The 24512-nt window shown below is 53.2% G+C and carries 22 protein-coding genes and 1 other RNA gene; 5 read left to right on the top strand and 18 right to left on the bottom strand.

Annotation, left to right across the window (positions count from 1 at the left end):
* Nucleotides 1–17: 17 nt before the first annotated feature.
* From RG807_RS02130 to RG807_RS02050, 17 genes are all read right to left on the bottom strand, one after another.
* Entirely contained in the window at nucleotides 18–1043 is a 1026-nt protein-coding gene (locus RG807_RS02130; RefSeq protein ID WP_309043378.1) for an AgmX/PglI C-terminal domain-containing protein, read from the bottom strand.
* Entirely contained in the window at nucleotides 1040–1417 is a 378-nt protein-coding gene (locus RG807_RS02125) for a hypothetical protein (protein WP_309043377.1), read from the bottom strand. Before RG807_RS02125 ends, RG807_RS02130 begins: the two co-directional genes overlap by 4 nt.
* Nucleotides 1418–1909, bottom strand: a complete 492-nt coding sequence (locus RG807_RS02120) for a hypothetical protein (protein ID WP_309043376.1) — start codon at nucleotides 1907–1909, stop codon at nucleotides 1418–1420. It lies immediately after the preceding gene.
* On the bottom strand, nucleotides 1896–4721 hold the full coding sequence (locus RG807_RS02115) for a tetratricopeptide repeat protein (RefSeq protein ID WP_309043375.1): 2826 nt from the start codon (nucleotides 4719–4721) through the stop codon (nucleotides 1896–1898). Before RG807_RS02115 ends, RG807_RS02120 begins: the two co-directional genes overlap by 14 nt.
* Entirely contained in the window at nucleotides 4718–6496 is a 1779-nt protein-coding gene (locus RG807_RS02110) for a tetratricopeptide repeat protein (protein ID WP_309043374.1), read from the bottom strand. The genes RG807_RS02115 and RG807_RS02110 overlap by 4 nt, the downstream gene beginning before the upstream one ends.
* A 341-nt stretch (nucleotides 6497–6837) precedes the next feature.
* Nucleotides 6838–8016 carry a vWA domain-containing protein gene (locus tag RG807_RS02105; RefSeq protein WP_309043373.1) on the bottom strand — a complete coding sequence of 393 codons (1179 nt, stop codon included), beginning with the start codon at nucleotides 8014–8016 and terminating at the stop codon, nucleotides 6838–6840.
* 22 nt (nucleotides 8017–8038) lie between these two features.
* Nucleotides 8039–8881 carry an AAA family ATPase gene (locus tag RG807_RS02100; protein ID WP_309043372.1) on the bottom strand — a complete coding sequence of 281 codons (843 nt, stop codon included), beginning with the start codon at nucleotides 8879–8881 and terminating at the stop codon, nucleotides 8039–8041.
* A gap of 18 nt (nucleotides 8882–8899) precedes the next feature.
* Nucleotides 8900–10786 carry a VWA domain-containing protein gene (locus tag RG807_RS02095; RefSeq protein WP_309043371.1) on the bottom strand — a complete coding sequence of 629 codons (1887 nt, stop codon included), beginning with the start codon at nucleotides 10784–10786 and terminating at the stop codon, nucleotides 8900–8902.
* 30 nt (nucleotides 10787–10816) lie between these two features.
* On the bottom strand, nucleotides 10817–11161 hold the full coding sequence (locus RG807_RS02090; RefSeq protein ID WP_309043370.1) for a hypothetical protein: 345 nt from the start codon (nucleotides 11159–11161) through the stop codon (nucleotides 10817–10819).
* On the bottom strand, nucleotides 11161–11607 hold the full coding sequence (locus tag RG807_RS02085; protein ID WP_298447346.1) for a YcgN family cysteine cluster protein: 447 nt from the start codon (nucleotides 11605–11607) through the stop codon (nucleotides 11161–11163). Before RG807_RS02085 ends, RG807_RS02090 begins: the two co-directional genes overlap by 1 nt.
* Entirely contained in the window at nucleotides 11604–11897 is a 294-nt protein-coding gene (locus RG807_RS02080; RefSeq protein WP_309043369.1) for a YcgL domain-containing protein, read from the bottom strand. Before RG807_RS02080 ends, RG807_RS02085 begins: the two co-directional genes overlap by 4 nt.
* Nucleotides 11894–13042: a ribonuclease D gene (locus RG807_RS02075; protein WP_309043368.1), complete on the bottom strand. Its 1149-nt coding sequence runs from the start codon at nucleotides 13040–13042 to the stop codon at nucleotides 11894–11896. Before RG807_RS02075 ends, RG807_RS02080 begins: the two co-directional genes overlap by 4 nt.
* 43 nt (nucleotides 13043–13085) lie before the next feature.
* A complete protein-coding gene (recR, locus tag RG807_RS02070) occupies nucleotides 13086–13688 on the bottom strand; it encodes a recombination mediator RecR (RefSeq protein WP_309043367.1) in 603 nt (200 codons plus the stop codon).
* Nucleotides 13689–13723: 35 nt separating this feature from the next.
* Nucleotides 13724–14047 carry a YbaB/EbfC family nucleoid-associated protein gene (locus RG807_RS02065; RefSeq protein WP_309043366.1) on the bottom strand — a complete coding sequence of 108 codons (324 nt, stop codon included), beginning with the start codon at nucleotides 14045–14047 and terminating at the stop codon, nucleotides 13724–13726.
* Nucleotides 14048–14050: 3 nt separating this feature from the next.
* Nucleotides 14051–16000 carry a DNA polymerase III subunit gamma/tau gene (gene dnaX / locus RG807_RS02060; RefSeq protein ID WP_309043365.1) on the bottom strand — a complete coding sequence of 650 codons (1950 nt, stop codon included), beginning with the start codon at nucleotides 15998–16000 and terminating at the stop codon, nucleotides 14051–14053.
* 131 nt (nucleotides 16001–16131) lie between these two features.
* Nucleotides 16132–16228: signal recognition particle sRNA small type (gene ffs, locus RG807_RS02055), an RNA gene on the bottom strand.
* Between the two features lie 127 nt (nucleotides 16229–16355).
* A complete protein-coding gene (locus tag RG807_RS02050) occupies nucleotides 16356–16997 on the bottom strand; it encodes a 2OG-Fe(II) oxygenase (RefSeq protein ID WP_309043364.1) in 642 nt (213 codons plus the stop codon).
* A 110-nt stretch (nucleotides 16998–17107) separates the two neighbouring features.
* Here RG807_RS02050 and RG807_RS02045 point away from each other — a divergent pair, with 110 nt between their 5' ends.
* From RG807_RS02045 to RG807_RS02035, 3 genes are read left to right on the top strand one after another with little or no spacing between them, the layout of a single operon-like run.
* Complete coding sequence (locus RG807_RS02045; protein WP_309043363.1) at nucleotides 17108–18034, top strand: D-hexose-6-phosphate mutarotase; 927 nt, start codon at nucleotides 17108–17110, stop codon at nucleotides 18032–18034.
* A 20-nt stretch (nucleotides 18035–18054) separates the two neighbouring features.
* Complete coding sequence (locus RG807_RS02040) at nucleotides 18055–18870, top strand: lysophospholipid acyltransferase family protein (RefSeq protein ID WP_309043362.1); 816 nt, start codon at nucleotides 18055–18057, stop codon at nucleotides 18868–18870.
* Nucleotides 18870–19829, top strand: coding sequence for an SDR family oxidoreductase (locus RG807_RS02035; protein WP_309043361.1), 960 nt, complete (start codon nucleotides 18870–18872; stop codon nucleotides 19827–19829). The genes RG807_RS02040 and RG807_RS02035 overlap by 1 nt, the downstream gene beginning before the upstream one ends.
* Nucleotides 19830–19892: 63 nt before the next feature.
* Here RG807_RS02035 and RG807_RS02030 read toward each other — a convergent pair whose 3' ends face one another.
* Complete coding sequence (locus RG807_RS02030; RefSeq protein WP_309043360.1) at nucleotides 19893–20609, bottom strand: PEP-CTERM sorting domain-containing protein; 717 nt, start codon at nucleotides 20607–20609, stop codon at nucleotides 19893–19895.
* A gap of 250 nt (nucleotides 20610–20859) precedes the next feature.
* Here RG807_RS02030 and prsK point away from each other — a divergent pair, with 250 nt between their 5' ends.
* Together prsK and prsR are read left to right on the top strand one after the other, a co-directional pair.
* Nucleotides 20860–22992: an XrtA/PEP-CTERM system histidine kinase PrsK gene (gene prsK / locus RG807_RS02025; protein WP_309043359.1), complete on the top strand. Its 2133-nt coding sequence runs from the start codon at nucleotides 20860–20862 to the stop codon at nucleotides 22990–22992.
* 102 nt (nucleotides 22993–23094) lie between these two features.
* Nucleotides 23095–24468 carry a PEP-CTERM-box response regulator transcription factor gene (prsR, locus tag RG807_RS02020; protein ID WP_309043358.1) on the top strand — a complete coding sequence of 458 codons (1374 nt, stop codon included), beginning with the start codon at nucleotides 23095–23097 and terminating at the stop codon, nucleotides 24466–24468.
* Nucleotides 24469–24512: the final 44 nt, after the last annotated feature.

Below are 24512 nucleotides of genomic sequence, written 5' to 3'. Positions count from 1 at the left end.
CAAATCCATTGGCTGCATCAGCCTGGAAGAAAATCGATCGGAAACCTCACCTTTCGCGCTTCCACATTGGCTGCACCAAAGTTAAAAAGGCGTACGCGCATTGCAAGCTTTTGCTCCAAAGCCGGATTTTCCAGTTCTGAGCTAACAACCTTGCAAGCAGACACTGAGCCGTCTGGCTGTATGACCAGCTCAAGCAAAACTTTACCGGCCAGGGTCGGGTCCTGTCGCAATTCTCTTTGATAAAGGGAATACAGAGCTGTTTTGCCTGAGTCAAACACTTGACGGATGTTGCTCATTGCCCGCTCCCCCGCCGCAGGCTTCTGTTTGCCAACAGGGGCGCTTGCCACAGCTGGTGCGGATTGAGGAGCAGCTTCAACCTTTCTTACGTCGTGCCCGGCAACTGCCACTTCAGCTCGTGGTGCTTGTGAATCGGTTACCCCACCACTGCCTTTAAGGGCATTGTCCCCCGGTATCACGCCAGCCTGAGCGCCACTCCCGCCACTGAACACGTTTCCGGTGTTGGCCGTAATCACAGGCGCAGCTTCAACCGTTGGCTGGCGCATGGAAGCCAGTCGATCTTTCATGTTCAGCAAACCAGATCGAGAAGCTTTTTCCCGCGCCTGCTCCACGCTCTGGGTTACCGAGTTTGGCGAAGGCTTTACCGGCAAGGGTTTCACAACTGGTTTTATGACCTGGGATTCGGGTTTTGCCGGTGCGGGTTCAGGTACTGGTTCCGGCACCGGAGGCACAACCTCTTCTATTGGTTTGGGAATTGGTTTTTTGATTGGCTCCGGTCTTACAAGCAATTTGGCGAGTTGGGGCGGCAGGCTCTCTGCCTTTTCCCGGGCGGGTTCAGGGACATCCATCGCCGTAATCACGGCTGCCAAGGGTATAAAAAGCAGAAGTGCCACCAAGGTGATCACGGTCAGACGCAGGCGTTCGCCCTCTTCCTTGCTCCAGGACAGCGAAGACAAAGCCACGTTTCCCAACGTATGGGTCAGACCAAAACTACTGTTGGCTGGCATTGCATTCATAGCAGTCATCGCCGCGCTCCCGGTTGCCCACCAGAATTCACAACGCCCAGGTTTTGGCGAAATGCCCGGTGGCGTTCAAGCACAAGGGCATCGAGTGGCTCAAGCAGTTCCGGCACGGTGCTCTCCAGCTCTGCCCTTGGTCGGCGCGGCAAGGTGGGTGCCCGCCAGGGCAGGATGGTCAACACCCGGGGCTCATCTTCTCCTACATTTGCAGAAATGCCTTCTATGCTCAATCGTGCAGGTGAGCGACTACCAATACTATCTGCCCGCACCCCACTTCCTGAGCCAGTGGCTGCACACAAAGAAGGTGCAATGAATACAAGTATCCCAATCAAGTAAAAAGGGGCGCTGTGGCGTATCGGGGCGAAAACACTGATCAACATTTAATCCAGCCTCCTTTCAAGATCTGCGATCCATCCGGTTACCTTTTTGTCTTCGCTTTCAGAAAGCCGCTGATATCGCTGATAATGAACAAGCGCTCTGTCGAGATCCAGTAAATAGAGCTCGGAAATAATCGCGAGGTTGTAGTGCAGCTCTGCAACCTCAGGTGACAAATCCAACCCCTTTTCGAGCAACTCTGCGGCCTCATTAAAGCGGTTATCTTGTTTCAGTAACAACGCCAGATTATTGACCGTTACCGCGTCAGCGGGATTAAGTTCAACCGCCAGATTCCAGGACTCAATCGCCGCAGGAACATCCCCGTTCTCGTAGGCGACGGAACCTTGCTGCACATGTATTTCAGCCTGCTGGGGATAAAGCACAGGCGGTTTGCTCTCAGATTCCGACGGTTTAACTGCACAGCCGAATAGCAGAGCCGTTGAACCCACCAGGAAAACCATGACCACAAGCCGAAGGAAAGTCTCACGCACCGTCATTACCCCCCTCAACAGACACACTCATCCAACGCAAAGACCGCTGATAACGACCCGGATGCAACTCAGCCAGAACATTCAGGCTTTTTTCTACCCAGACATTAAAACCATTGGTAGCGATTCCCTGATGATTTTCTGAGTGAAGTGCGATTGCACGCTCTTCAAACGGGTAGGCTTCTTCTTCGAGCAACATGGCGTATTGCATCTGCTCGAGCTCGTTCAGCTCAGCCGGTGCCGTGGAGGCCATTAAATCGTTAGCCATAACGCGATGAAGTTCAGCTCTACGATACAGGGATTCCGGTAACACCTCAGAGCCGCCAAGGGATTCGGCATTGCGGAAATAGGTTTGCGCTCTTTCCATAGCCATTTGCTTTTGAACCAATGATTTCTCAAGCGGCACATCAAGTTCAATTCCGGCAAACTCCGCCGCGGCTTCCGCACCAAGAACCAGAGCGCCCTGTGCTGCCCACTGCAAGGTTTGTTCTGAATGCCAGCGGCTGTCCAGTTCGGCAGAAACCAGATCGATACGCCACTGTGCGGAACGACTATCGCTCTCTATCAAACGCTGCCGCATGGTCTGCAGGCGAATGTGCTCGTTGGCATCCACTGCCACAGGGTTGGCTGCAAGGTAATCCATGTATATGACATCGCGGTGATCATTTGCTTCTGCTGCGTGGAACAATTCCGCCGCCCGAAGCTGGTAAGCCACAGCATCTTCAGCTGTGACAACCGCCTGATCACTATACCCCTCCGCCATATCCATCAGCTCTCCTGCTGCGCGAATGGGCTGGCTAGAAGCGGTGTAGGCCAAGACCAATTTTTCACCGATATCCGACGCCAGAGCGTGACTTGGGTAATCTGCCCTGAAACGATTCAATTCGTTGATTGCTGCCTGCCATTCTGATGCTCTGAGTAAAGTATTAGCTGCATCAAAACGCCCTTTTATAGCTGTTTCCGAGCCAGGTAACACCGTCTCGATCCGCTGAAAATGAGCGACTGCAATTCCAGGCTTACCCGCCTCGGCGGCTTGCTCCCCCTGACGATAGATCACCGTAGCAAGTTGCCGTTGCAGATCTGGCTTTTCCTGTTCCATGGCGAGGGTTGCGGATGCACTGGCAGCCAGAGCCAAGGCTTCACGCCAGGCTCTTTCGGCAAGACCGTACTCCGATATATTTTGACGCACCTGCGCCGTAACCAACCAGCCGGCATAGCGCACCTTCGGCCCAGCCTGTTCGTGGGTAACGGCTCGCACAGCATAGTTCAAAGCCTGTTCGTTATTGCCCACCTCAAGCCAACGGGCGGCCACGTAGGCCAGCAACTCTGGCGCACGTGCGTCGGCGCCATGCTGGGCCGTAAAACGATCCGTTTCAGCGGAGAGTTCGTTCAGGCCGGGTGTATAATCTGAAGCCACCAGCTCACCACTAACACCTGCCCTGATTAACGCAACCGCTGCCCAACCAGCATCTGCTGTGTATTTGTAGCCCGGTACTTCGTAGGCCGCTAACCGATAGTTTTCAAGTGCGGCCGGGTACGCCTCTGCCTGCAGCCACGCATCGCCAGCAAGACGGTAGAACTCCCCAGCATCGGGGCTGCGGCTTGCCATCCCCTCATAATAGGTAGCGGCTGATCCATAGTTGCGAAGAGCCACACTACCACTGCCGGCCGCGCCTTCTGTGTAGTAGAAATCAGCAAGAATCCGACTGAACTCTCGCCATTTTGTACGATAGCTCTCTTCAAGAGCGGCGTAATCGCTTGGGGCATTAAACAGAGCAACGTAGTCAGCCATGGCAGATCTGGCTTGTTCCGGTTGGCTGGACTGGCGCCATACATCAACCACCTGCACCATAAAGCCAGCACGCTGTGGGTGTGAGGGGAAATACGCCGCAAAAGCACGATTGGTGGCCACACTGGCCTCTGCATCACCTTGTACCGCGTATAGATCCGCAAGGCGATCAAACGCCAGCGGAGTCCACGAACGCAAAGGGGTCGGCTGTAGCCATGCCATCAAGGTTTCAGCACCCTTGCGTTGGCTGGCCATCAACGCAAGGATGCGAAGGGTGTCATCAATGCTATCCACACTGGATTCCGATACGTGATACAGGCTCTCTTCGTCGGGCAGGGATTCATCCAACACCGACACGAATCGTTTGCCAGCACGCTCCCAGGATTGTGGCCCTTGTTTGTAGAGCGACCACCCAAGCATATACCGCGCTTTGTTTCTCAGATCGCCAATATCGGCCTTTCCATCAACTAGATTGCGGTAACCTGCCTCTGCTTCCACATAGTTACCCGAAGAAAACGCGGATTCTGCAGCACGGAACCGAGCCTCTGGAACCAGAGGGGAGTCCGGATAAAGACCCACCAACTGCTGAAGGCGTTTCACAGAGGCATCGTTCTGACCGGTAAGAGCATGGGCTTTGGCCATTTGGTACAAGAGTTCGTCCAGACGGCCGCCGAACGCACCCCGCTCAAGGATAGACTCATAGCTTTCGATGGCCTGCTGATACACTGCCGCTTCTTCGGCAGGGCTGAATCCTATGTCTTGGCCAGAGCGATCACGAATATTGGTCAGGCGGTTCAACGCATCCACCCGTACAGAGGGTTCATCCGTTGTGCTGAACAGTTTTTGATAGCGCCTGGCAACTTCTGCCGGGGAAATCGCCGGAAGCGGCCTGGTTTCAAATTTCAAAAAGACCGGGCGCATATCGGCAATGGTTTCGCCATCTTTCCCCAGTTCTACCCGAAACGCTTCCTGCCCACTTACCGCGCCACAGAACAAACAAAGCGGCAGCAATATAGCCTTTAATCCTTTCATCGCGCCGCCCCCCCGGTATCCAGTTCCTGCAATGCAAGGTATTCGTATAGATGCGCGATTTGCTGCTCGGTTTTATCCAGGGCAAAGACCATTTTTTGATCCTGAGCTGCAACAAAATCCAGCGCAATCTGATCCAAAACGGCCTCGGCCCGAACACGCAACGCTACAACGGTATCAAGGTGCGCAAGTGATGTTTCTCGCAGCCTTTGGCTGTCAGCAAGCAGTTTCCGAGCATTGTCGGGCTGATGCTCTGCTTTACTGCCGGGCTTGGCCAACTCTTCCTTGATAGCGGTAATAAACACGCCAAGATCATGGGTATTGCGCTGAAGGTCTACGGCCATTTGCGCGAGATCTGCAACCCGATCAACGGCCAACTGCGCAGCTGGTTGTTCCATCAAGGTGAGAAGGTAGGCCATGCGCGGCTGGGCGAGTGTGCGACTGTCTGCAAGAAACCATTCCACTTTCGGGCTACCAAGCGTGGTTTTACCAACCCCTGCCACTGTGCTCCCTGCAGTGCCTGCACTCTGGCTTCTTGCATCCAGCACCAATGCTTTGAAGGCACCCTGCTCTTCAATCTGGCTCGACAGAGCCCGCAACGTAACCCGCTCACCTTCATAGGCCGCATTCGCTGCCAGATATGCTTCGCCCGCTTGGCCAAGATACCCGGCAAGATCATAGCCGCGCCCCATCCCTATCCAGGCATAAGCAACACCGGGGTATGCTAATGGGTATTTTTTAGCGCGGTGCCAGCTCTGCATTGCTGCACGGTGATTGCCTTGCTCCGCCAATGCCAAGCCGTGCAAATAAAGCGCCTGGGGTGTTTTGTAACTATCAAGTGGTATTTTTTCCAGAAAACCAATGGCCTTCTCATAATCTGAGCTTGTATAGGCCAGGTAGCCAGCACGCAGCAAAATGCGGCTGCGCAGTGCCGTCCTCCGCTGTGCATCAGCGTCCTTGTCGGCCATGGCAAGGGCCACCCGCAATGCGACCAGAGCCCGTGAAGGTTTTAGATCGTTGCGCGCATAATCTGCCGAAAGGTTCAGGTAGCCAACCGCAGACCAGTAGCCTTCATCCATAGTTGCAAGGATTTTGCCTGCGCTTTCGGCATCGCCGCTGGCCCGGGCCACTTCGGCTTTTTCGTAAAGATTTTGTTGATGTGATTTTGAGGCAGTACCGCTTTGAGTACCCGAATTCCAGCCAATGACGGCGTTGGGAGATTGCTCAAACTCAACAAATGAAACATGGGGTTCGTAATCAGGCGCCCTGGCTTCAAGGGCCATCTCCAACCGAAGTTCGCCCGGTCGTTTCTTGAAATTGTGTAAAGATTCTCGTCGCACAAAACGGTCATTGGCTGCCCGAGCCGTAATCACAGCCTTCAGTTCGTGAGTGCCATTGACCAGATTCCCCATGAACAGCTTCTGCATTCCTCCCTGCTTTAAGGCACCGTTTTCATTGGGAGTATAGAGGTGAGAAACCGCAGGTCTTCCGTTAACAAACAATTCCACCGAATCCAGATCCAGTCCGTTCTGGCTGCCTAACGTTAGGAATAGCGAAATTCGGGTATCAATCAGTTGACGCACTTCTTGTTCAAGCTGAGCGATGTCTTTTGCAGTAGCAGAGGTGTCTGTAGCGAGTGTGCCGATTTCATCATCGAGGGGTGCAGCTGCAACCGGAACCAGAGCGTTTAGCAGCACGATCGCGCTGACACATAACGCCGCAATGAATCCACTTCCCTGGCCGCGCCGGCATCCTTGTGTTTTATGTTGGCCAAACATAAGCCAATTGCCCCCACCGTCTCTGTAACAAGCTGATAGGAAGAGTAACACTTGGTAACCGGGAAGAACGGTATGCAGATCACCAAATCGGAATGCAGAAATCTGGCGATCGTGGGCAAACTCCATGCTTGGTAGGCGTCGAGTTATTTAACACACCGCCGCTGAGTTGCGAGTGTGACCGAAATGAGAAAGCGCTCAATACCCTTATAAGCACTTGATTAATGAAGACTTTATCTTTCTGGCCTTATATTTGCTGACAATAAAAAGCGGGGATACGTTTTTTTAACGCCCCCCGCTTGATATGCCGAGCTTTGCCGATGTCTCAACCGCATCGGCTTTTTTTATTTGCTCAAATGCTTCATGGCCGATTCCAACCCCTCAACCGTGAGTGGATACATGTGATTATTCACAAGTTGCCTGGTCATCGCCAAGGAGCCACCGGTACCCCAATATCCCTCAGGTAACGGGTTGATCCAGACCACCTTTCGGAAATGATCGCTGATGCGCTGAAACCAGGTAGCACCGGCCTCCTGGTTCCAATGCTCGATAGATCCGCCTGCATGGGAAATTTCATAGGGTGCCATGGTGGCATCGCCCACAAAAATCACCTTATAGTCTGGCGAGTACTTGTGAAGGATATCCCAGGTGCTGGTTGTCTCATTCATGCGCCGGATATTGCTTTTCCACAGGCTTTCATACACGAAGTTGTGAAAGTAGAAATACTCCATGTGCTTGAACTCCATCCGTGCAGCGGAGAACAGCTCTTCGCAGACCCGCACATGGGGATCCATGGAGCCACCCACATCAAAAAAGATCAAAACCTTCACCGAGTTATGGCGTTCAGGGACCATTTTCAGGTCCAGATAACCCGCATTGCGTGCTGTTGAGCGGATGGTATCATCCAGATCAAGTTGATCTGCTGCGCCTTGACGAGCAAATTTTCGCAACCGCCTGAGCGCTACCTTGATGTTGCGAATTCCAAGGGTAACGCTGTCATCCAGATCCTTGAACTCACGTTTTTCCCAAACCTTTATAGCACGACCGTGGCGGCCTTTCTTTTGCCCTATTCGGAAGCCTTCAGGATTGTAGCCATCGGCACCAAAAGGCGATGTTCCACCAGTACCAATCCATTTATTGCCACCCGCATGGCGCTCTTTCTGCTCTTCCATGCGTTTCTTGAAGGTTTCAATCAGTTCTTCAAGGCCTCCCAGCGAATCAATCTTGGCCTTTTCTTCCTCTGTCAGGTTTTTCTCGAACTCGGCACGCAACCAATCATCGGGAATCAACGCTTCCAGCATCTGATCGAGATGTTCGATGCCTTCGAAATAGGATTTGAAGGCCAGATCAAACTTATCGAAGTGTCGCTCGTCTTTCACCAGGCACAGTCGCGCCAGATAATAGAACTCTTCCATATCCGCAAACGCCAGGCGCTGCTGCAGCGCCTCAAGCAGATCAAGGAATTCGCGCAGGCTGGCAGGCACCTTGGCCCGCCGCACTTCGAGAAAAAAATCAATCAACATAAAACCGCACTCTTGCCGAATTTCAGCCGCGACGGCGGGCCATGAACGCCAGTTTTTGCAGCAGGTGTACGTCTTGCTCGTTTTTCACCAGCGCACCGTACAGAGGTGGCAGCGCCGAGCTGCTGTCCTTGTCCTGAAGCATTTTTGCGGTCAGCTCGTCGGCCATCAGCAGCTTCAGCCAGTCAATCAACTCAGAAGTTGAGGGCTTTTTCTTCAGGCCCGGCACTTTACGCACATCAAAGAAGACCTCCAGTGCATCCTTCACTACCTGCTGCTGAATACCCGGGAAGTGTACATCCACGATGCTCTTCATGGTGTCGTGATCCGGGAAGCTGATGTAGTGGAAGAAGCAACGGCGCAGGAAAGCATCTGGCAGTTCTTTTTCGTTGTTACTGGTGATTACGATGATCGGGCGCTTTTTCGCCTTTACGAACTGCTGGGTCTCGTAAACGTAGAATTCCATGCGGTCCAGTTCAAGCAACAGATCGTTAGGGAACTCGATATCTGCTTTGTCGATCTCATCAATCAGCAGAACAACCTGCTCGTCAGCCTCGAAAGCCTCCCAAAGCTTACCCTTCACGATGTAGTTGCTGATGTCTTTAACCTTCTCATCACCCAACTGAGAATCCCGCAAACGGGACACCGCATCGTACTCATAAAGACCCTGCTGGGCCTTGGTGGTAGATTTGATGTGCCAGGGAATCAACTTCATACCCAGCGAGCTGGCCATTTCTTCCGCCAGCAGGGTTTTGCCGGTGCCGGGCTCGCCTTTGATCAGCAGTGGGCGTTGCAGCGTAATGGCGGCATTCACGGCCATTTGCAGGTCATCGGTGGCTACATAATTTTCGGTACCGGTAAACTTCATGGGTAGAATTCCTGTTGGTTACTTTTTCTGTTCATCATCCGGTTGTTCATCCGGATCATCAGGTAAATCGTAGTCGGGTAGATCGTCGAATTCAGACAGGTCAAAGTCATCCAGACCGAACTCTTCGTCATCGTCGTCTTCCGCTGGCTCCGTCAACTCGGGAATCACCTCTTCAGGCTCAACCAAAGTTACCGCAACGGGTATATCTTCTTCTGGCTCTGGCTCCGGCATTATTATCGGAGTTTCCGCTTCGATATTTGCCATTTCCTGCTGCAATTCATTCAGGCCTTCAGCCTCTTCATCGGTTGTGACATCGGCTGAGGATCCACTGCGGCGTTTGCGCATCAGCAGAAAAATCAACAATGCTAGAACCACCAAGGCTCCGGCGCCTGCGCCGATCATCCATAACGGCACTGGCAGTTTACTTGGCTCGTCTTCCGACTCAACTTCAGCCAAAGGTTCTGGCTCTATTTGGACTGACGGCTCAACATCAACCTCAGGCTCCAGAGCTGGCTCGGGGTCGGCGATCTGTTCTTCTGCCGCTGGGGCGGGTGGTGCGCTTTCGGCCTCTTCAGCCATGCTTATATCTATCGGGGCCCCAATGGTGGATTCAACCATTCCTGTAGGCACTATAAATTCGGTTGTGGCAGTAAATTTTCGGGCGAAGGTTTTACCATCTGCAACAATGTCTATCCGGTACAAGCCTTCGGCCGGCAGCTTGCTGATGGTATCCGTGTATTCGCCATCCGCAGGCGGCTCATCGCCGGAAAGCGATTTTCTGCCGCTGCGGCCGTCTTCAGATGTCAGGCTGAGTGTCACACTCAATACGTCGAGAAATTCAGGATTGGTTACCTTTTCCGCTTTCTCAAAAAATGCCACCCCGATATCCACAGGCGTTCTAACGGTGAACGTTGCCGGTATGGGGCTAACCACCATCCTCAGGTCACTGACCACCGTAACACGGCTACCCTCACCCAACTCGCCGGTTACGCGCCACTCGCCAGCGGCAGGTTCGGTAATGGTCACCAGTTCGTAAGCCGCTTCCCGGGCCCAACGCACGTTGTCGGGCTGTGCGGTATAGAGAAGCGTCTCACCATCAGGCTTGATCAGTTCAAACACAGCAGGTGTGTTTTCACCCTGCTCTGAGTTCGCTTCCGTTGCACCGCGAAAAATTAACGCGGTGAACTCTTTTACTCCCGCATCAACAATGAAAGCGTTGCCTTCAATCGGTATCTGTTCCTGGGGGGCAGCGGTATTCAGGGCATCAAGAAACGCCAAATTGAGAGATTCTGCGGAATCCGCAATACGGAAGCTGCCGTTTGATTTCTCCGCAAGGGTTTTCAAAAAAGCGGCATCTGCCTGGTCTGACAGGCCAACCGGGTGAAAGGTCGCACCTTTAGCCACAAGGCCATCCAGCAGATTGCCAAGAATGCGTTTCTCCTCAGCCTGATTTACTTTGGCACTGTCCGAGATGTCCACTTTGCCGTCTGTGAGCAAGATGAAGTGGGTGTTGTCGAGAGTCCCACCGGTTACATAACCGTCGCTGGCAACTTCAATGGCTTTGCCAAGATTAGTACGCAATGCCACGGAGTTTATTTGCCGCGAATGATCAACCGCCAGTTGGCGCCAGGCGTCGTCTACCTGCCCATGGGAAACCAGCATGTTGACGTATTGGCCAAAGGTCCACACACCGGCGGTACTGCCTTCGGGGATAACCCGGGCCAACAACCGTACGGCAGGTTGACGCAGATTATTGGGGTCGGTTTCTTTCATGGAGCCTGAGATGTCTACAATAATCCGGACATCCGGGCGCTCTGGCAGCGTCAGTTTTACGGCCTCTTGTGCCCACAAAGCTGCGGGCAGCCATAAAACAGTGAAAAAAATCAGCGTGAAAAATCTTGGCATTGTTTTTCTCGGGAGATTGAATGGGGTTTTTCAGCGTCTGGATAGTCGATAGCGAACCAAATCCAGAATCCAGACAAGCAGCATCACAAGCCCCCCAATGCCCAGGTTGAGCCACGCGCGGCCTGCGTTATCTGCATCACCGAGAATCATCTCATACCCTCCGAACAACCATGCGGGTATCCACCAACCCGCCAACTCGGGAGACTCTACAGGTGTCAGCAACACAGCCACCAACGCAGCGAGCAGCAGTGTGCGCAAACCGTACAAAGGTAAAAAACGGAACAGCTTTTTCATCATGTAAAAAAACACGACAAAGGCTATGGCATAAGCGCCCCAAAAGACGGCGTAAGCAGTTTGTGCGTCAGTATCGATCATTACAGAACCCAGTGAATAATATGTTCTTCCCAGTTTTCTTCTGCCACTTTATCCTCTCGGATTACCTTGTGACGTATGGAAACACCGGCTTCGTGTACCGTATCCGGGCTCCCGCTACGAAGCGGGTGCCAATCGGCTAACGGCCTTCCCTCTGCCAGAGTGCGATAAGCACAGGTATGGGGAAGCCAATGGTAATCGCTCACCCTATCCGGTGTCAGCACCGTACAGCCTGGTACTTTTTCAAGCCGGTCGGTGTAAACCGTACACTGGCATGTGTCTTCATCCATAAATCGGCAAACCAGATCTGTGTGGTAAACCTCACCCGTATCCTCATCTTCCAGCTTATTCAGGCAGCACTTACCGCAGCCATCGCACAGCGACTCCCATTCCTGCTGTGTCATCTCGTTCAGGCGTTTACGCTGCCAGAACGGGATTTGGGCGATCATGAATGATTCATTCCCGGCTTCGTGCGAAAGTCCACAACGTACGAATCCTGCTCTTCAGGCATTTGCAAAAAGAAGTCTTTTTCTTCAATCGCCTTAAGTACCTGCTCACCACTGGTTCTTGCCAGCTTGCGCTCCGGCGTCATGACCAGATCCATTGAGTGCACAGGGGTGCCAAAAACGGATCTCAGGCTTTCAGGCAATTCTTCCCACTTCTGCCCCCGACGAACAAAAATATAGGTGTCGCTTTTTTTGCTGCTTCGGAAAACAGACACAAATTCCCGATCTTTCATGATTGCAGGTAATCCTCAATGTCGTTCATTTCCAACGCTAGAATTTTCGAGCGCCAGCCAGTAAAAAATGGGCTTCCAGTCAGGCTTCCTTCCTGAACAACCTTCTCAAGCCGCTTCCTCGGTGCAAGCAATTCAATGGGAATATCAGCAGCTTCCGCTGCCTTTCTGAAAAACCGCTTAAGACCTTTAAAGTAATCCTGCTGATCTCTGGTTAGCGGTGGCGCGATACGTTCGAGCCCGGAAGTATCGGCATCTCGCCCATTTTCAACAAGCTTGAGCAAAGCCTCGCCATAGCGCCGAACAACACCCCCGGGCACGCCCTGGATATCAGAAAGCTCGCTGAGGTTTGTGGGCATTCGCTCTGCAATAGCAATAAGCAATGGGTCTGCCAGCACCCTGCCCCGTGGACGATCACGCTCTCTGCTCTCCAGTTCTCGCCAGACAACCAACTCCTTTAGCACAAGCTGTTGTTCGGCCGTTAAGGCCCAACCGCCGCGCAATCGCAGGTAGTGATGATGCGGATTGTCCTGCCCCGCTAGCTCATCCGCGAAGCGGGCTGATTCTTCCACCAGCGCTGCCTCAAGATCCCTTTCCCTAAGGTGGCCGACTACCCATTCGTGCATGGGCGCCAGAAAACGTATGTCTTCAATGGCATAACGTTGCTGTGCTTCGCTCAAGGGACGAGAAATCCAATCGGACCGGGTAACGGATTTATCCAGCGCCTCACCAAACAGCGTTTCAACAAGCCGCGCGTAACCCAGTGAAAAGCCAGCGCCAGCCATTGCAGCGCCTATCTGTAGGTCCACGACTCCCTTTGGGTTGATGCCTAGCCAGTCACGAAAGAGCTCAAGATCTTCACTCATGGCATAAAGCAACTTGGTTACCGAAGGATCCGCCAGAACCTCCCGGAAACGGGTAGACTTCTCTGCCACGCCCGGATCTACCAGGCAAAAGCTATCGCCAAGCCCAAGCTGAACCAACCCTGGTATGGGGTAAAAGGTGTTTATCCGCTCAAATTCCGTATCAAGAACAAGCGGTACACCGGGAGCACTGTCCAGCCATTCGTTTAATGCCTCCGGTTGTGAAATCCATGTGATGACTTCAGGAGCTGGAGGAACGTCAATAGCGGTTGCAGGAAGAGTCATAGAAAAGGCCAGTCAAAAACGCCGTACAGGCGCCAGTGCGGAGTCAGTCCAGCAGAGGTTTTCTGCCGCGAAACGCATGTGTGAGAGTAAATCCGTCAACGTAACCAAGCTCACCGCCTACCGGTATGCCATGGGCAAGGCGCGTGATCAATATGTTGGATCCATCGAGTCGATCAGAAATGTAGTGTGCAGTAGCTTCGCCTTCCACCGTAGGGTTGGTGGCCAGAATGAGCTCTGTTACGCCTTCTGAGCGAACCCGGCGCAAAAGCCGTTCAATGCCAATCTCATCCGGGCCGACACCGTCTATTGGAGACAAGTGCCCCATAAGAACAAAATAACTGCCCTTGTAATCTCCCGCTTGCTCGATGGCCAATAGATCCGAGGGGCTTTCCACTACGCAGAGAGTGCCGTTGATACGCGCCGGATTTTCACAAATACCACACACTTCGGTATCGGAGAAGTTTTGGCAGCTTTCGCAGCGGCGAACCCGCTCCATGGCGTTGCTCAACGCATCGGACAACCGCGTACCACCGGAGCGGGCGCGCTCAAGCAAGTGGAACGCCATGCGCTGGGCAGTTTTCTGACCAACGCCAGGCAAACACCGAAGAGATTCGACAAGTTCATCAACCAGTGGGCTGAACGCCATGAAACTTCCTCAAACTGCAGAGCTGAATAGAGTCTTTAAAATGGCATCTTGAAGCCGGGGGGCATACCCATTCCAGACATCATGCCCGACATCGCATCCTTCTGGTTGGCCTCAACTCTGCGCACTGCATCGTTAACCGCCGCCGCCAGCAAGTCTTCCAGAATATCCTTCTCTTCTGACATCAGGGAGGGGTCTATCTCCACCTTACGGACATCGTGACGGCCGTTCATGGTCACTTTTACCAGGCCCGCGCCGGATTCACCGGTAATTTCAGCTTTCGCAGCCTCTTCCTGAGCCTTCTGCATTTGTTCTTGCATCTGCTGGGCCTTTTTCATCAGGCCGCCCATATCTTTCATCATGTCTTATCTCCTGACTGCTTCTGTCGGTTTGTCCTGTACTGGCCGAATACTATCTTCAACTACCCGCGCCTCAAACCGTTCCACAATGGATTGCACCAGTGGGTCGTTACGAATGGACTCTACCGCCGCGTTTTGGCGCAACACCCGCTGGCGTTCTTCAAAAGCCGCTGGCGTGTTCGGGCCAGGGTCGCCCTGCTCTATCTTTAATTGAATGGCGTCGCCAAAGTGATTTCTCAAGGCGGCCAGTATTTTTTCTTCATGCCTGGCATTCAACAACCGGGCATGGCCAGTATCTATCAACAATGTGATGGTATCGCCGCTGCGTGCCATAGCACCATTGCCAGCGAGGTTGCCGGGCATTCCTACAATACCGAGGCTGCGAAAATCCCGCTCCCACACAAACTCGCCATCTACAGCTGGTGCGTTCTGAGCTGAGGCTATGGGTGTTTCAATTGGCGCTACTTCTGGCTCAGGCTCAGGCTCAGGCTCAGGCTCAGGCTCAGGATAATCTGGCTGATTTTCCGCTTGAGCATCAAGGCTCGCTAACCATGCATCATCGGAAGGCGCATCGGCGTATCCCTGCGGCTCGCTACCCTGTGCAGGCGCAGGCTCTGGTGTAAATTCTGGCTCTGTAGCCTCGGGCCGCTCAGGTTCAGGTTCAGGTTCAGGTTCAGGTTCAGGTTCAGGTTCAGGTTCAGGTTCAGCCTCAGTCGCTCTCGGCACTTCATTGTGCTGGTCAGCCTCCTGTGCGGGCTGCTCAATTGCCTTTGGCTGAGGTGCTGCTGCAGGCGCGGGCTCAGGTTCGTCTCTGGACTCCCCTTCAACACCAGAGCCCGCGCTACTCACCGCGGGTGGTGCGCGGCGATCAGAACCGGGGCGGAAGGCCAGCATACGAAGCAGTGTCATCTCGAAACCCATACGGGCATCAGGAGTAATGGCCAGATCTTTTCGGCCGATCAGAGCAGCCTGATAAAACAACTGGGCGTCCTCGGCACTGAGTTTGCGAGCCAGCGACTGCACTTGAGCTGCATCACCCAGTGCATTATCGGCACTGCCCGGAACCACTTGTTCCATGGTCACTCGATGGAACAGTGAGAGAAGGTCCGCAAGAATAATGCTGTAATCCGGCGCAAAGTCCGAAATACGGCTGATTTCCGCCAGCAAGGCTGGGCCATCCCGCTCAACCAGCGCATTGACAATACGCTCAATATCGCGCTGATCTATCGTGCCGAGCATGCTGCTGACATCACTGGCAGACAGCTTCTGATTGCCGAACGCAATGGCTTGATCCGTGAGGCTCAAGGCATCGCGCATACTGCCATCGGCAGCGCGTGCGAGCAGCCAGAGCGCAGGCTCTTCAAAGGGAATATTTTCAGCCGTAAGAACATTCGTGAGGTGCCCGGCAATATGCTCCGGCGTCATGCGCTTGAGGTTAAATTGCAAGCAGCGTGAGAGAACGGTTACCGGCAGCTTCTGGGGGTCGGTGGTCGCCAACAGGAACTTCACATGCTCCGGCGGCTCCTCAAGGGTTTTGAGGAATGCGTTGAACGACTGATTGGTAAGCATGTGCACCTCGTCGATGAGGTACACCTTATAGCGGCCGCGGCTGGGTGCGTACTGAACGTTATCCGTCAGCTCCCGCATATCATCAACACCCGTGCGGGATGCAGCATCAATTTCAATCAGATCAACAAACCGGCCTTCCTGAATTTCCACGCAGCTGGAACAGGTGCCGCATGGGCGTGGTGTAATGCCGGTTTCGCAGTTAAGGCACCGAGCGAGCAATCGCCCAATGGTGGTTTTACCAACGCCACGGGTGCCGGTAAACAGATAAGCATGGTGCAGGCGCTGGTTTTCCAATGCGTGAATTAACGCCTGGAGAACGTGTTCCTGGCCCACCATATCTTCAAAGGTGCGAGGGCGCCATTTACGGGCAAGTACCTGATAGCTCATGATCCGCCAAATGCTGAGAAAAACGCCTGCAACTTTAGCATGGACACGGATTTATAAGAAGTTATAAGGGTGCGGGAATGAAAGCTTGATGGGGATTTCTACAGAAAAGCTGAAGGCAAAACTGGGGGTGGCCCCACCAGCGACACTCCGGCACACAATTCCACCGCTGCGGCTGCTCCCTTCCGGGCCTGACCGGGTTCGCGGTTTCATGTTGCGGAGGCACCAATGGAGCCACCATATCGGCGTTTCAAGACAAACTCCCTGAAAGCGGCGCGAATCTTAACAAAAGGGTTTGCGGACTACAACGGCAAATCCCCAACACCATCAAATTGGTACCAGATAATGCCCATAGACATTAGAGAAGCGCCGACAACGGCAGCGGAATAACATCCTGGCGGAACCAGCACGCAAGACTGTATCGGGTGCGGTGAGCTTCAAGAACCTCATGACGGATCTCCTCACTCATGAACAGCGCCACTCTTCCCATTTCTGGCAATACCAGCCCGCACACCTCGTTCGGGTTTTCCCGATTAAACACCTGAAGCTCGCCGCCATCCAATGGTTTCCAGTCGTCATTCAAGTAAAGCACCAAGCTTACAATGCGAGACGCCCGCCCCTGAAAGCTATCCACATGGGCCTTATAGAAATCGCCGGGATGATAAGTGGCATAGTGGGCCTCAAAGCGCCTCAAACCCAAAAACAACCGCTGGTTCAGCTCCATACGCAGGCTCTCGAGAAGCCCGAACAGCGCCATCTGCGGCTCAGACACACCTTGCAACCAGGCAATCTTGTCGCGGCGTATGGAGCGATCCCGAATTGGCGCAATACCCCGCCCTACGCCTGCTCGTTTAAGCGCATCATTTTGATCAAGAAGCATGATCTCATCCTGAAGCGAACGCAAAAGATCCACCCCGAACCAGGGCACAGCATCAAAGCTTATCCAACCCCGCTCGCTGAGGCCCCAGGCAAGCTCATCAAACCACTGTATTTTGTCCAACGACATTTCCTATTAAGCCGAAAGCTATTGTATGGGCAGGAGTCGCCCACAACACGGTTTTGATTTACTCTTTCAGTACGCAGATGCACTTAAGCACGGAACAGAGCCTTATGTCCGAAAGCAGTAATAAGCCGACTTTATCCCTCTCCCCGGGCCAATGGTCTTTTATCCGCTGGAAGACAATCGGCCAACTGGAAGCGCTGGAAGTTCACCACCCACTGTTCGAAGCCACTCTGTTTCTGCAGGGCGCACATCTCACCCGATTTGCCCCAAAGGGAGAACAGGACTGGCTATGGATGAGCCCGACCGCTCGATTCGAACCCGGCCGAGCGATACGCGGCGGCATACCTATCTGCTGGCCCTGGTTCGGCGACCCCGCCCGCAATGCGCCGGAGGTACGAAAACGGGTAAAAACCCAAGAACCCCACGGGTTTGGCCGCACTGCTTTGTGGAAGCTGGAGGATGTAAGCGAAAGCGCCCATGAAGTAGAAATATCCCTGTCGCTGGATGCAAACCAGGACTTTGACGACATTTGGCGTGGTCATGCCCTGGCGCTGCTCACGTTCAATTTTTCTGTACGGGGCTACCAACTAGCGCTTACCACTACTAATCCCGGCAGTGAGCCCCTCGCCTTCAGTCAGGCACTACACACCTATTTACCAACAAGCGATATCACACGCTCACGGGTTCTGGGCTTAGGGTGTGCCCACTACATCGACACCCTGAAAAACTGGGAATACTGCACTCAGGACGGCCCCGTCTATTTTGATGGTGAAATCGACCGGATTTACGAAAGTGGTGAATCGCTAACCGTAGTGACACCCAACGCAAGCCGCAAGCTTACCGCCATTGGTAGCGACTCTACTGTGGTATGGAACCCCGGCCCGGACAAAGCCATAAAGCTAAGCGACTTCCCCGACCCTGCCTGGCAGACAATGCTGTGTGTCGAAACTGCCAATGCAGCAAGCGATTATAGAGTGCTTAATAGTGGTCAGAGCCACACACTTGGCGTTCTCATCGGGCGTGGCAAAAACTGACAACAATAAAGGGAGTGCGCATGAGCTTGTTGTCCTTTGTGAAATCCCTACTGATCTCATCGGAACTGGACGAGCAAATAAACCGCATCCGAAAACCCATAGGCACACTGGGTTACGACCCCTGGGGCTATAATAACGAGGCCGTCAAATTCGGGTTCTCGCTGGTTAAGCCGATTTACGAAAAGTACTTTCGCACAGAAGCCCATGGCGTAGATCACATTCCTGCCGAGGGGCCTGTTCTGATTATAGGCAACCACAGCGGGCAACTCCCGATTGACGGCATACTTGTTGGTTATGCCCTGGCCTCCCGCAAGAAAAACCCCCGCATCCCCCGCGCCATGATCGAACGCTTCTTCCCGACAGTACCGTGGCTGGGCAACCTGTTGAATGAAGTAGGCGCTGTACTGGGCGACCCGGTTAATTGCGCCAGAATGCTTGCCAACAACGAAGCCATCATAGTGTTTCCGGAAGGTGTGCGCGGCTCTGGCAAGCTCTACCGGGATCGTTACAAACTCCAACGCTTTGGCTCCGGGTTCATGCACCTGGCCATGAAATACAATGCGGCGGTCGTGCCTGTTGGCGTAGTGGGCTGCGAAGAAACCATACCGGCCATTGCCAACATCAAGCCCTTGGCCAAAACCCTGGGTGTACCCTACGCTCCGCTTGCGCTGCCGATCGTACTGCCGGCCAAGGTTCACCTGAACTTCGGCCCGCCCATGTACTTTGAGGGCGGAGACCTATCAGATGCCGAAATAGACAAACGAGTTGAGAAGGTAAAAACCCAAATCAACCGCCTTATTGAAAAAGGCCTGACAGAAAGAAAAAGGTTGTTCTGATGAAGGCTCACACTAGCCAGCCACCCAAGCCCAACGTTCTGGTGACAGGCGCCGCCGGGGCGCTCACCCAGCAAGTGATTGAGCGGCTACGGAATACGTGCAACCTAGTGGCAGTAGACGCCCGTAAACGAGTTGAACTTGGCGACGACATTCCAAGCTACTGCATCGACTTCAACAAGCGCACATTCGAAGACCTGTTTCGCCGTTATAAATTTGATAGCGTTATCCATTTGGGTCGCATCCGCTCAAGCCAACTCTCCCGCATGCGGCGCTACAACGCCAATGTGCTGGGCACGCAAAAACTGCTGGACCTCAGCCAGAAGTACGGCGTACGCAGGGTTGTTGTGCTTTCCACTTACCACGTATATGGGGCCATGGCCTATAACCCGGCCTTGATTAACGAGTCCGCGCCCCTCAAAAGCGCAGGCTTAAGCGCCGATTTGATTGATTCGGTAGAGCTCGAAAGCCTTGCAAGCATCTATTTGTGGCGCTATCCAGAGTTGAACATCAGCGTTCTGCGCCCTTGCAACATTGTCGGGCCCAGCGTGCGCAATACAATGGGCAGGCTACTCGCCAGCCCTCTGGCACCAGTAATGGCCGGCTTCTCCCCCATGATGCAATTTATCCACATAGACGACATGGCAGATGCCATAGTGTTGGCGAGCCAAAAGCCAACCCGGGGAATATTCAACGTGGCACCCAGCGATTGGGTAGCCTACCAACGAGCACTGGATCTGTGCGGCTGCACACGAATCCCCATCCCGTCTATTCCCCCGGTATTGCCTCGATTGATACTGCGCACCATGGGGCTAAAACGCTTCCCTGCCTACCTGATGGACTTCTTCAAGTATCCGGTGGTGATAGATGGCAGAGCCTTTGAGAAGGAGTTTGGTTTTACGCCAAAGCGTTCACTTAAGGAGATTTTCCGGTTTTACAGAGATAACAAAACGTCTTTATAACCAGTGAGCCACAATGCAAAAAGCCACCATAATTTGGTGGCTTTTATCCTTGAACCAAAAATGTCAGGCTTTTTTACGGCGCGCAACCAGCCCCGCCAAACCCAGTCCCAGAAGGGCGAGAGTGCCAGGCTCAGGCACACTTACTGGAGGCTTTGGTGTGAACACCAACAGGTCTTGGGAATCCTTACCGTCGGGAACGGTAACCGCATCCAGAACATACATTACGTAGTCCTCAGACTGGCCCGCCAACCCCGCTAGCCACCCGTCAGCCATTGTGCGGGAACCACTAAAACCGGTATCAGCCTGGAAGTTACCGTTTTGAAGGCCATAAGAACCACCTGTCTCATAGATAACTTCCCACAAAGCGAGCTGGAAAGCCGCAGATGAATCTTCATCAACGACGCTGCTTTGGTATCCGGTATAAAGCTTGCCGATAGAGGACACCAGGTTTGCGTTATTGAAGTAACTATCAGCTGTTTTGAGCTCGTAAGTTCTGTTGGTCTTGTCCAAAAACACATCAAGATCGATACAAAATGCATCGAGTGCACCTGTCCAAGCAACTGGCGAGGCTCCGACAGCATTGCTGGTCGTGAAGTTAAACATACCCGCGTTATAGTTGCTGTAGGTGCTACTGGTAGCCGTGTTCGACATGCTTCCGTTATTGAAACCGTGCGTGGCGCCCTGATAATCCAAATCAATGGTGGGGCCGGCGGCCACATTACCCGTAAACATGGCTCCAGACAGCGTAACAATAGCCAGACACTTCATTTTTATTTTCATAGCGCGATCCTTTGGCGTCCCGTTCATTTATCACAGCCTTAACTAAGCAATCGTCAAACCACACCGGATAAACTGCCCGCTTTTCATTCGCATAGAATGAACCAAAAGACGAAAATCATTCGAAACCCATCAAAACTGTAAGAATTACTGACATATATTAATTGATTGCATGTTAAGCATGCACTCATAGGAGTTGCACAGAACCGCCGCCCACCTCAAACTACACGTATCCATGGAATAGGTAGATTGCATGCTTCCAGATATGAGCGTGATAAGCCACGGCGCGGCGGCTGTGGTATTTGCAATACTTTCGGTGCTTGTAGGCACTCGCTACCTGCGTCGCGACATAGATCGGGCCTTATTCCTTGCTGCCACGGTCACCACTCTTTGGGCATCAACCCTGGTTACCCAAAGCCTGTGGGGCCACCCCGGCTTCTTTATTCGCTATCTATTGGAACTGCTCCGCGACACCGCCTGGATCCTCCTTCTGTTCGCCATGTTGCGAGACACCTTTCGCCATGGGCGACTTAGTGGGCAATTAAAGAAATTCCTTGGGGGCGCGACAACGGTCCTGCTCATCACACTACTGCTCCTTGGAAGCCTGGAATTCATATTTGGCATCGCCTTGGTGGATGGTAAAACCAAGCTCATCGGACAGATTGCACTGTCGCTTCTCGGCCTCTCCCTGGTGGAACAAATCTGGCGCAATGCACCCGCGTTCGGGCGCTCCAGCATGAAGTACCTGTGCATCGGCACGGCAACTATATTTATCTTCGACTTCCTGATGTACGCCGACGCATTGCTCTTTGGTTCAATTGCCGATTCCTTCTGGAACGCGCGAGGCTTCGTTAACGCTGCACTGGTGCCATTGTTTGCAATCAACGTTGTCAACACGCGCAAACAACCGATCGATTTCCAACTATCCCGCTCAGCAGTATTTCATGCCGGCACGCTAATCATGGCCGGCGCTTATTTGCTGCTTCTATCTGTGAGCGGATATTACGTGCGCATTCTCGGTGGCGACTGGGGCGAAGCCTTACAAGTGCTCCTGTCTGCCGTTGCTCTGGTGTTCCTGACAACGCTCGTCCTCTCCCGTCGAATTCGGGCAAAACTTATGGTTCTGATCAGCCAGAACTTCTTCGATTACAAATACGATTACCGGGAAGAATGGCTAAAACTGACCAAAGAGTTGGCGTACCTGAGCGATGAGCCCCCGTTGGCGCAACGCGTTATCCGCATTCTGGGGGGGCTGGTGGAGAGCAACGCCGGCGCTATCTGGCTTAAAAGCGACCAGGGCTCCTACACATTGAGAGAGTCCGCCAATCTGGCCACGCCCAGATACACCGTTATCGATGAAGATGCCGAACTGGTGCGCCTGTTTAACGAGAAAGAATGGATCGTCAATCTCGACGAATACAGAGCCGACCCAGTGAGCTACGACCTGCTGGAAATTCCTGACGCCATTGCCAAAACTCCCGACGCTTGGCTGATTATTCCCTTATATCTCAGCAACGAGCTCTACGGCATAGCAATGATTGGCCGACCTTATGCCCGGGTCGACCTTAACTGGGAAAACTTTGACCTGATTAAAGTGGTCGCCCGACAAACCTGTAACCTATTGGCTCAGGCCGATGCGCAGAACCGACTATCCCGTGCCATGCAGTTTGAGGCCGTCAGCAAAGCGTCTGCATTCATGGTGCACGATCTGAAAACGGTCGTCGCGCAACTGACACTGCTGGTCAACAATGCCCAGAAACACAAGAACAACCCTGCGTTTATTGAAGACATGATCAACACCACAGATCATGCGGTTCGCAAAATGTCCAATCTGTTAGCCCACATTCGTAAACCAACAGCAGATGACATGGAAATTAACAACAAGCTGGATCTGACAGAGTTGGTAAGCGGACTTGTTGATCACTACAGCAAGCAACAACCAGCACCGGTACTTGATGGCGCCCAGCCACGAATAATTGTCAAAGCCGACCCCGAACAACTAAGAAGCGTGCTGGGCCACCTTATTCAAAACGCCCAAGATGCCACCCCTCCAGACGGGGAAGTCAGCCTGTCGCTAAAAATTGCCAAGGGCAATGTTGTGCTATTTATCCAGGACACCGGATGCGGCATGAGTGATGACTTCATTAATGGCCGACTGTTCAAAGCATTTGAAAGCACCAAAGGGCTTACTGGCATGGGAATTGGCGCCTACCAGGCCAGGGAATACATACAAAAACTGGGCGGAACCATAGATGCCACTAGTGAACCAGGCGTGGGCTCATGTTTTTCTGTGCGCATACCCCTGGCGGAAAAGTCGGAACACGGTAATCAGACCAATAAACACCTGATTATCGACCTACCGAACCCGCCGGAATTCGTCAATTAAATGGCGACCAGACACAACAACTGAATCGATCATTGCAAAGTGTCAATGTTCAGTTAAGAATCAGATATATTGGAACATTAAAACAAAGGACTTGTTGCTGTTGTGACTAGACGACTACTGATAGTAGAAGACGACCCGGGCCTACAAAGCCAGATGCGCTGGTGCTTCAGCGACGATCTGGAGGTGACTGTCGCTTCAGACAGGGAAGCCGCCCTCACCGCGCTCAGGCGCGAAGAACCCCACGTGGTAACGCTGGACCTCGGCTTGCCGCCCGACCCCGGCGGCGCAACAGAAGGATTCGCCCTACTGGAAGAAATTCTGCGGCTTGCGCCTTTAACCAAAGTGATTGTCGTCACCGGTCGAGAAGACAAAGAAAATGCCGTCAAGGCGATCGGCATGGGCGCATCCGACTTCTATCAGAAACCCCTGGAAGCCGACATCCTCACCTTTGTGGTCAACCGCGCGTTTCGTTTAGCTGAATTGGAACGGGAAAACCAGGATCTATCACAGCAAAACAACGGCACCAGCATCAAAGGCATCATCGCCGCCAGCCCGCAAATGATGGCCGTATGCCGCACACTGGAGAAGGTTGCACCTACCGATGTAACCACCCTTATTATTGGTGAAACCGGCACAGGCAAAGAAGTACTCGCCCGCGCACTGCACGATCTAAGCCCTCGGTCCGGCAATGTGTTTGCCGCTATTAACTGCGCCGCCATTCCTGAAAACCTTCTGGAAAGCGAGCTGTTCGGTTTCGAAAAAGGCGCCTTCACCGGGGCTACGCAAGCCAAAAAAGGCAAAATTGAAAGCGCCAACGGCGGCACCCTCTTTCTTGATGAGATTGGCGACATGCCTATGTCGCTTCAATCCAAGTTGCTGCGTTTCCTGCAAGAGCGTGTTGTTGACAGGGTGGGCTCTGTAAAACCCATACCCGTGGACGTACGGGTAGTGTGCGCCACCCACCAAAAGCTTGCCCAACTGATTGCCAGTGGCGATTTTCGTGAAGATCTATACTACCGAATCAGCGAGATAACCCTCGATGTTCCCGCTGTGAGGGAAAGAGAGGGAGATGCATTGGTTATTGCGCAATCCCTGCTCAAATCCCTTAGCAAACAGATGGACAGACAAAACCTGTCCTTTTCAGACGACGCTGTGAACGCCATAAGCAGCTACTCGTGGCCAGGCAACGTTCGGGAAATGATCAACAAAATAAAGCGGGCCACCATCATGGCGGATGGTAAGCGCATAACCGCCGGAGATCTTGAGCTCCCAGGGTGCGATGAGCCTGCCGTAAGCCACCTGAACCTGCGCCAGGTTCGGGAACAGGCCGAAAGCCGAGCAATAATGCAGGCGCTTCAAACGAGTGGCTTCAACATGACTCAGGCTTCCCGGCTTCTGGGCATTACCCGCCCCACTCTCTACAACCTTACCGACAAATATAAAATCGACACATCGGCAGTGGCCCCGGAAGTATAAATAGCCCTCCGGCACACGATGGCAGCGCAAAGCTCAAGGAGCAG

It is taken from the genome of Marinobacter sediminicola (assembly GCF_031157525.1).
Lineage (GTDB): Bacteria > Pseudomonadota > Gammaproteobacteria > Pseudomonadales > Oleiphilaceae > Marinobacter > Marinobacter sediminicola.
Note: the sequence above shows the minus strand (reverse complement) of the source record. Positions and strands in the feature narration are given on the sequence as shown.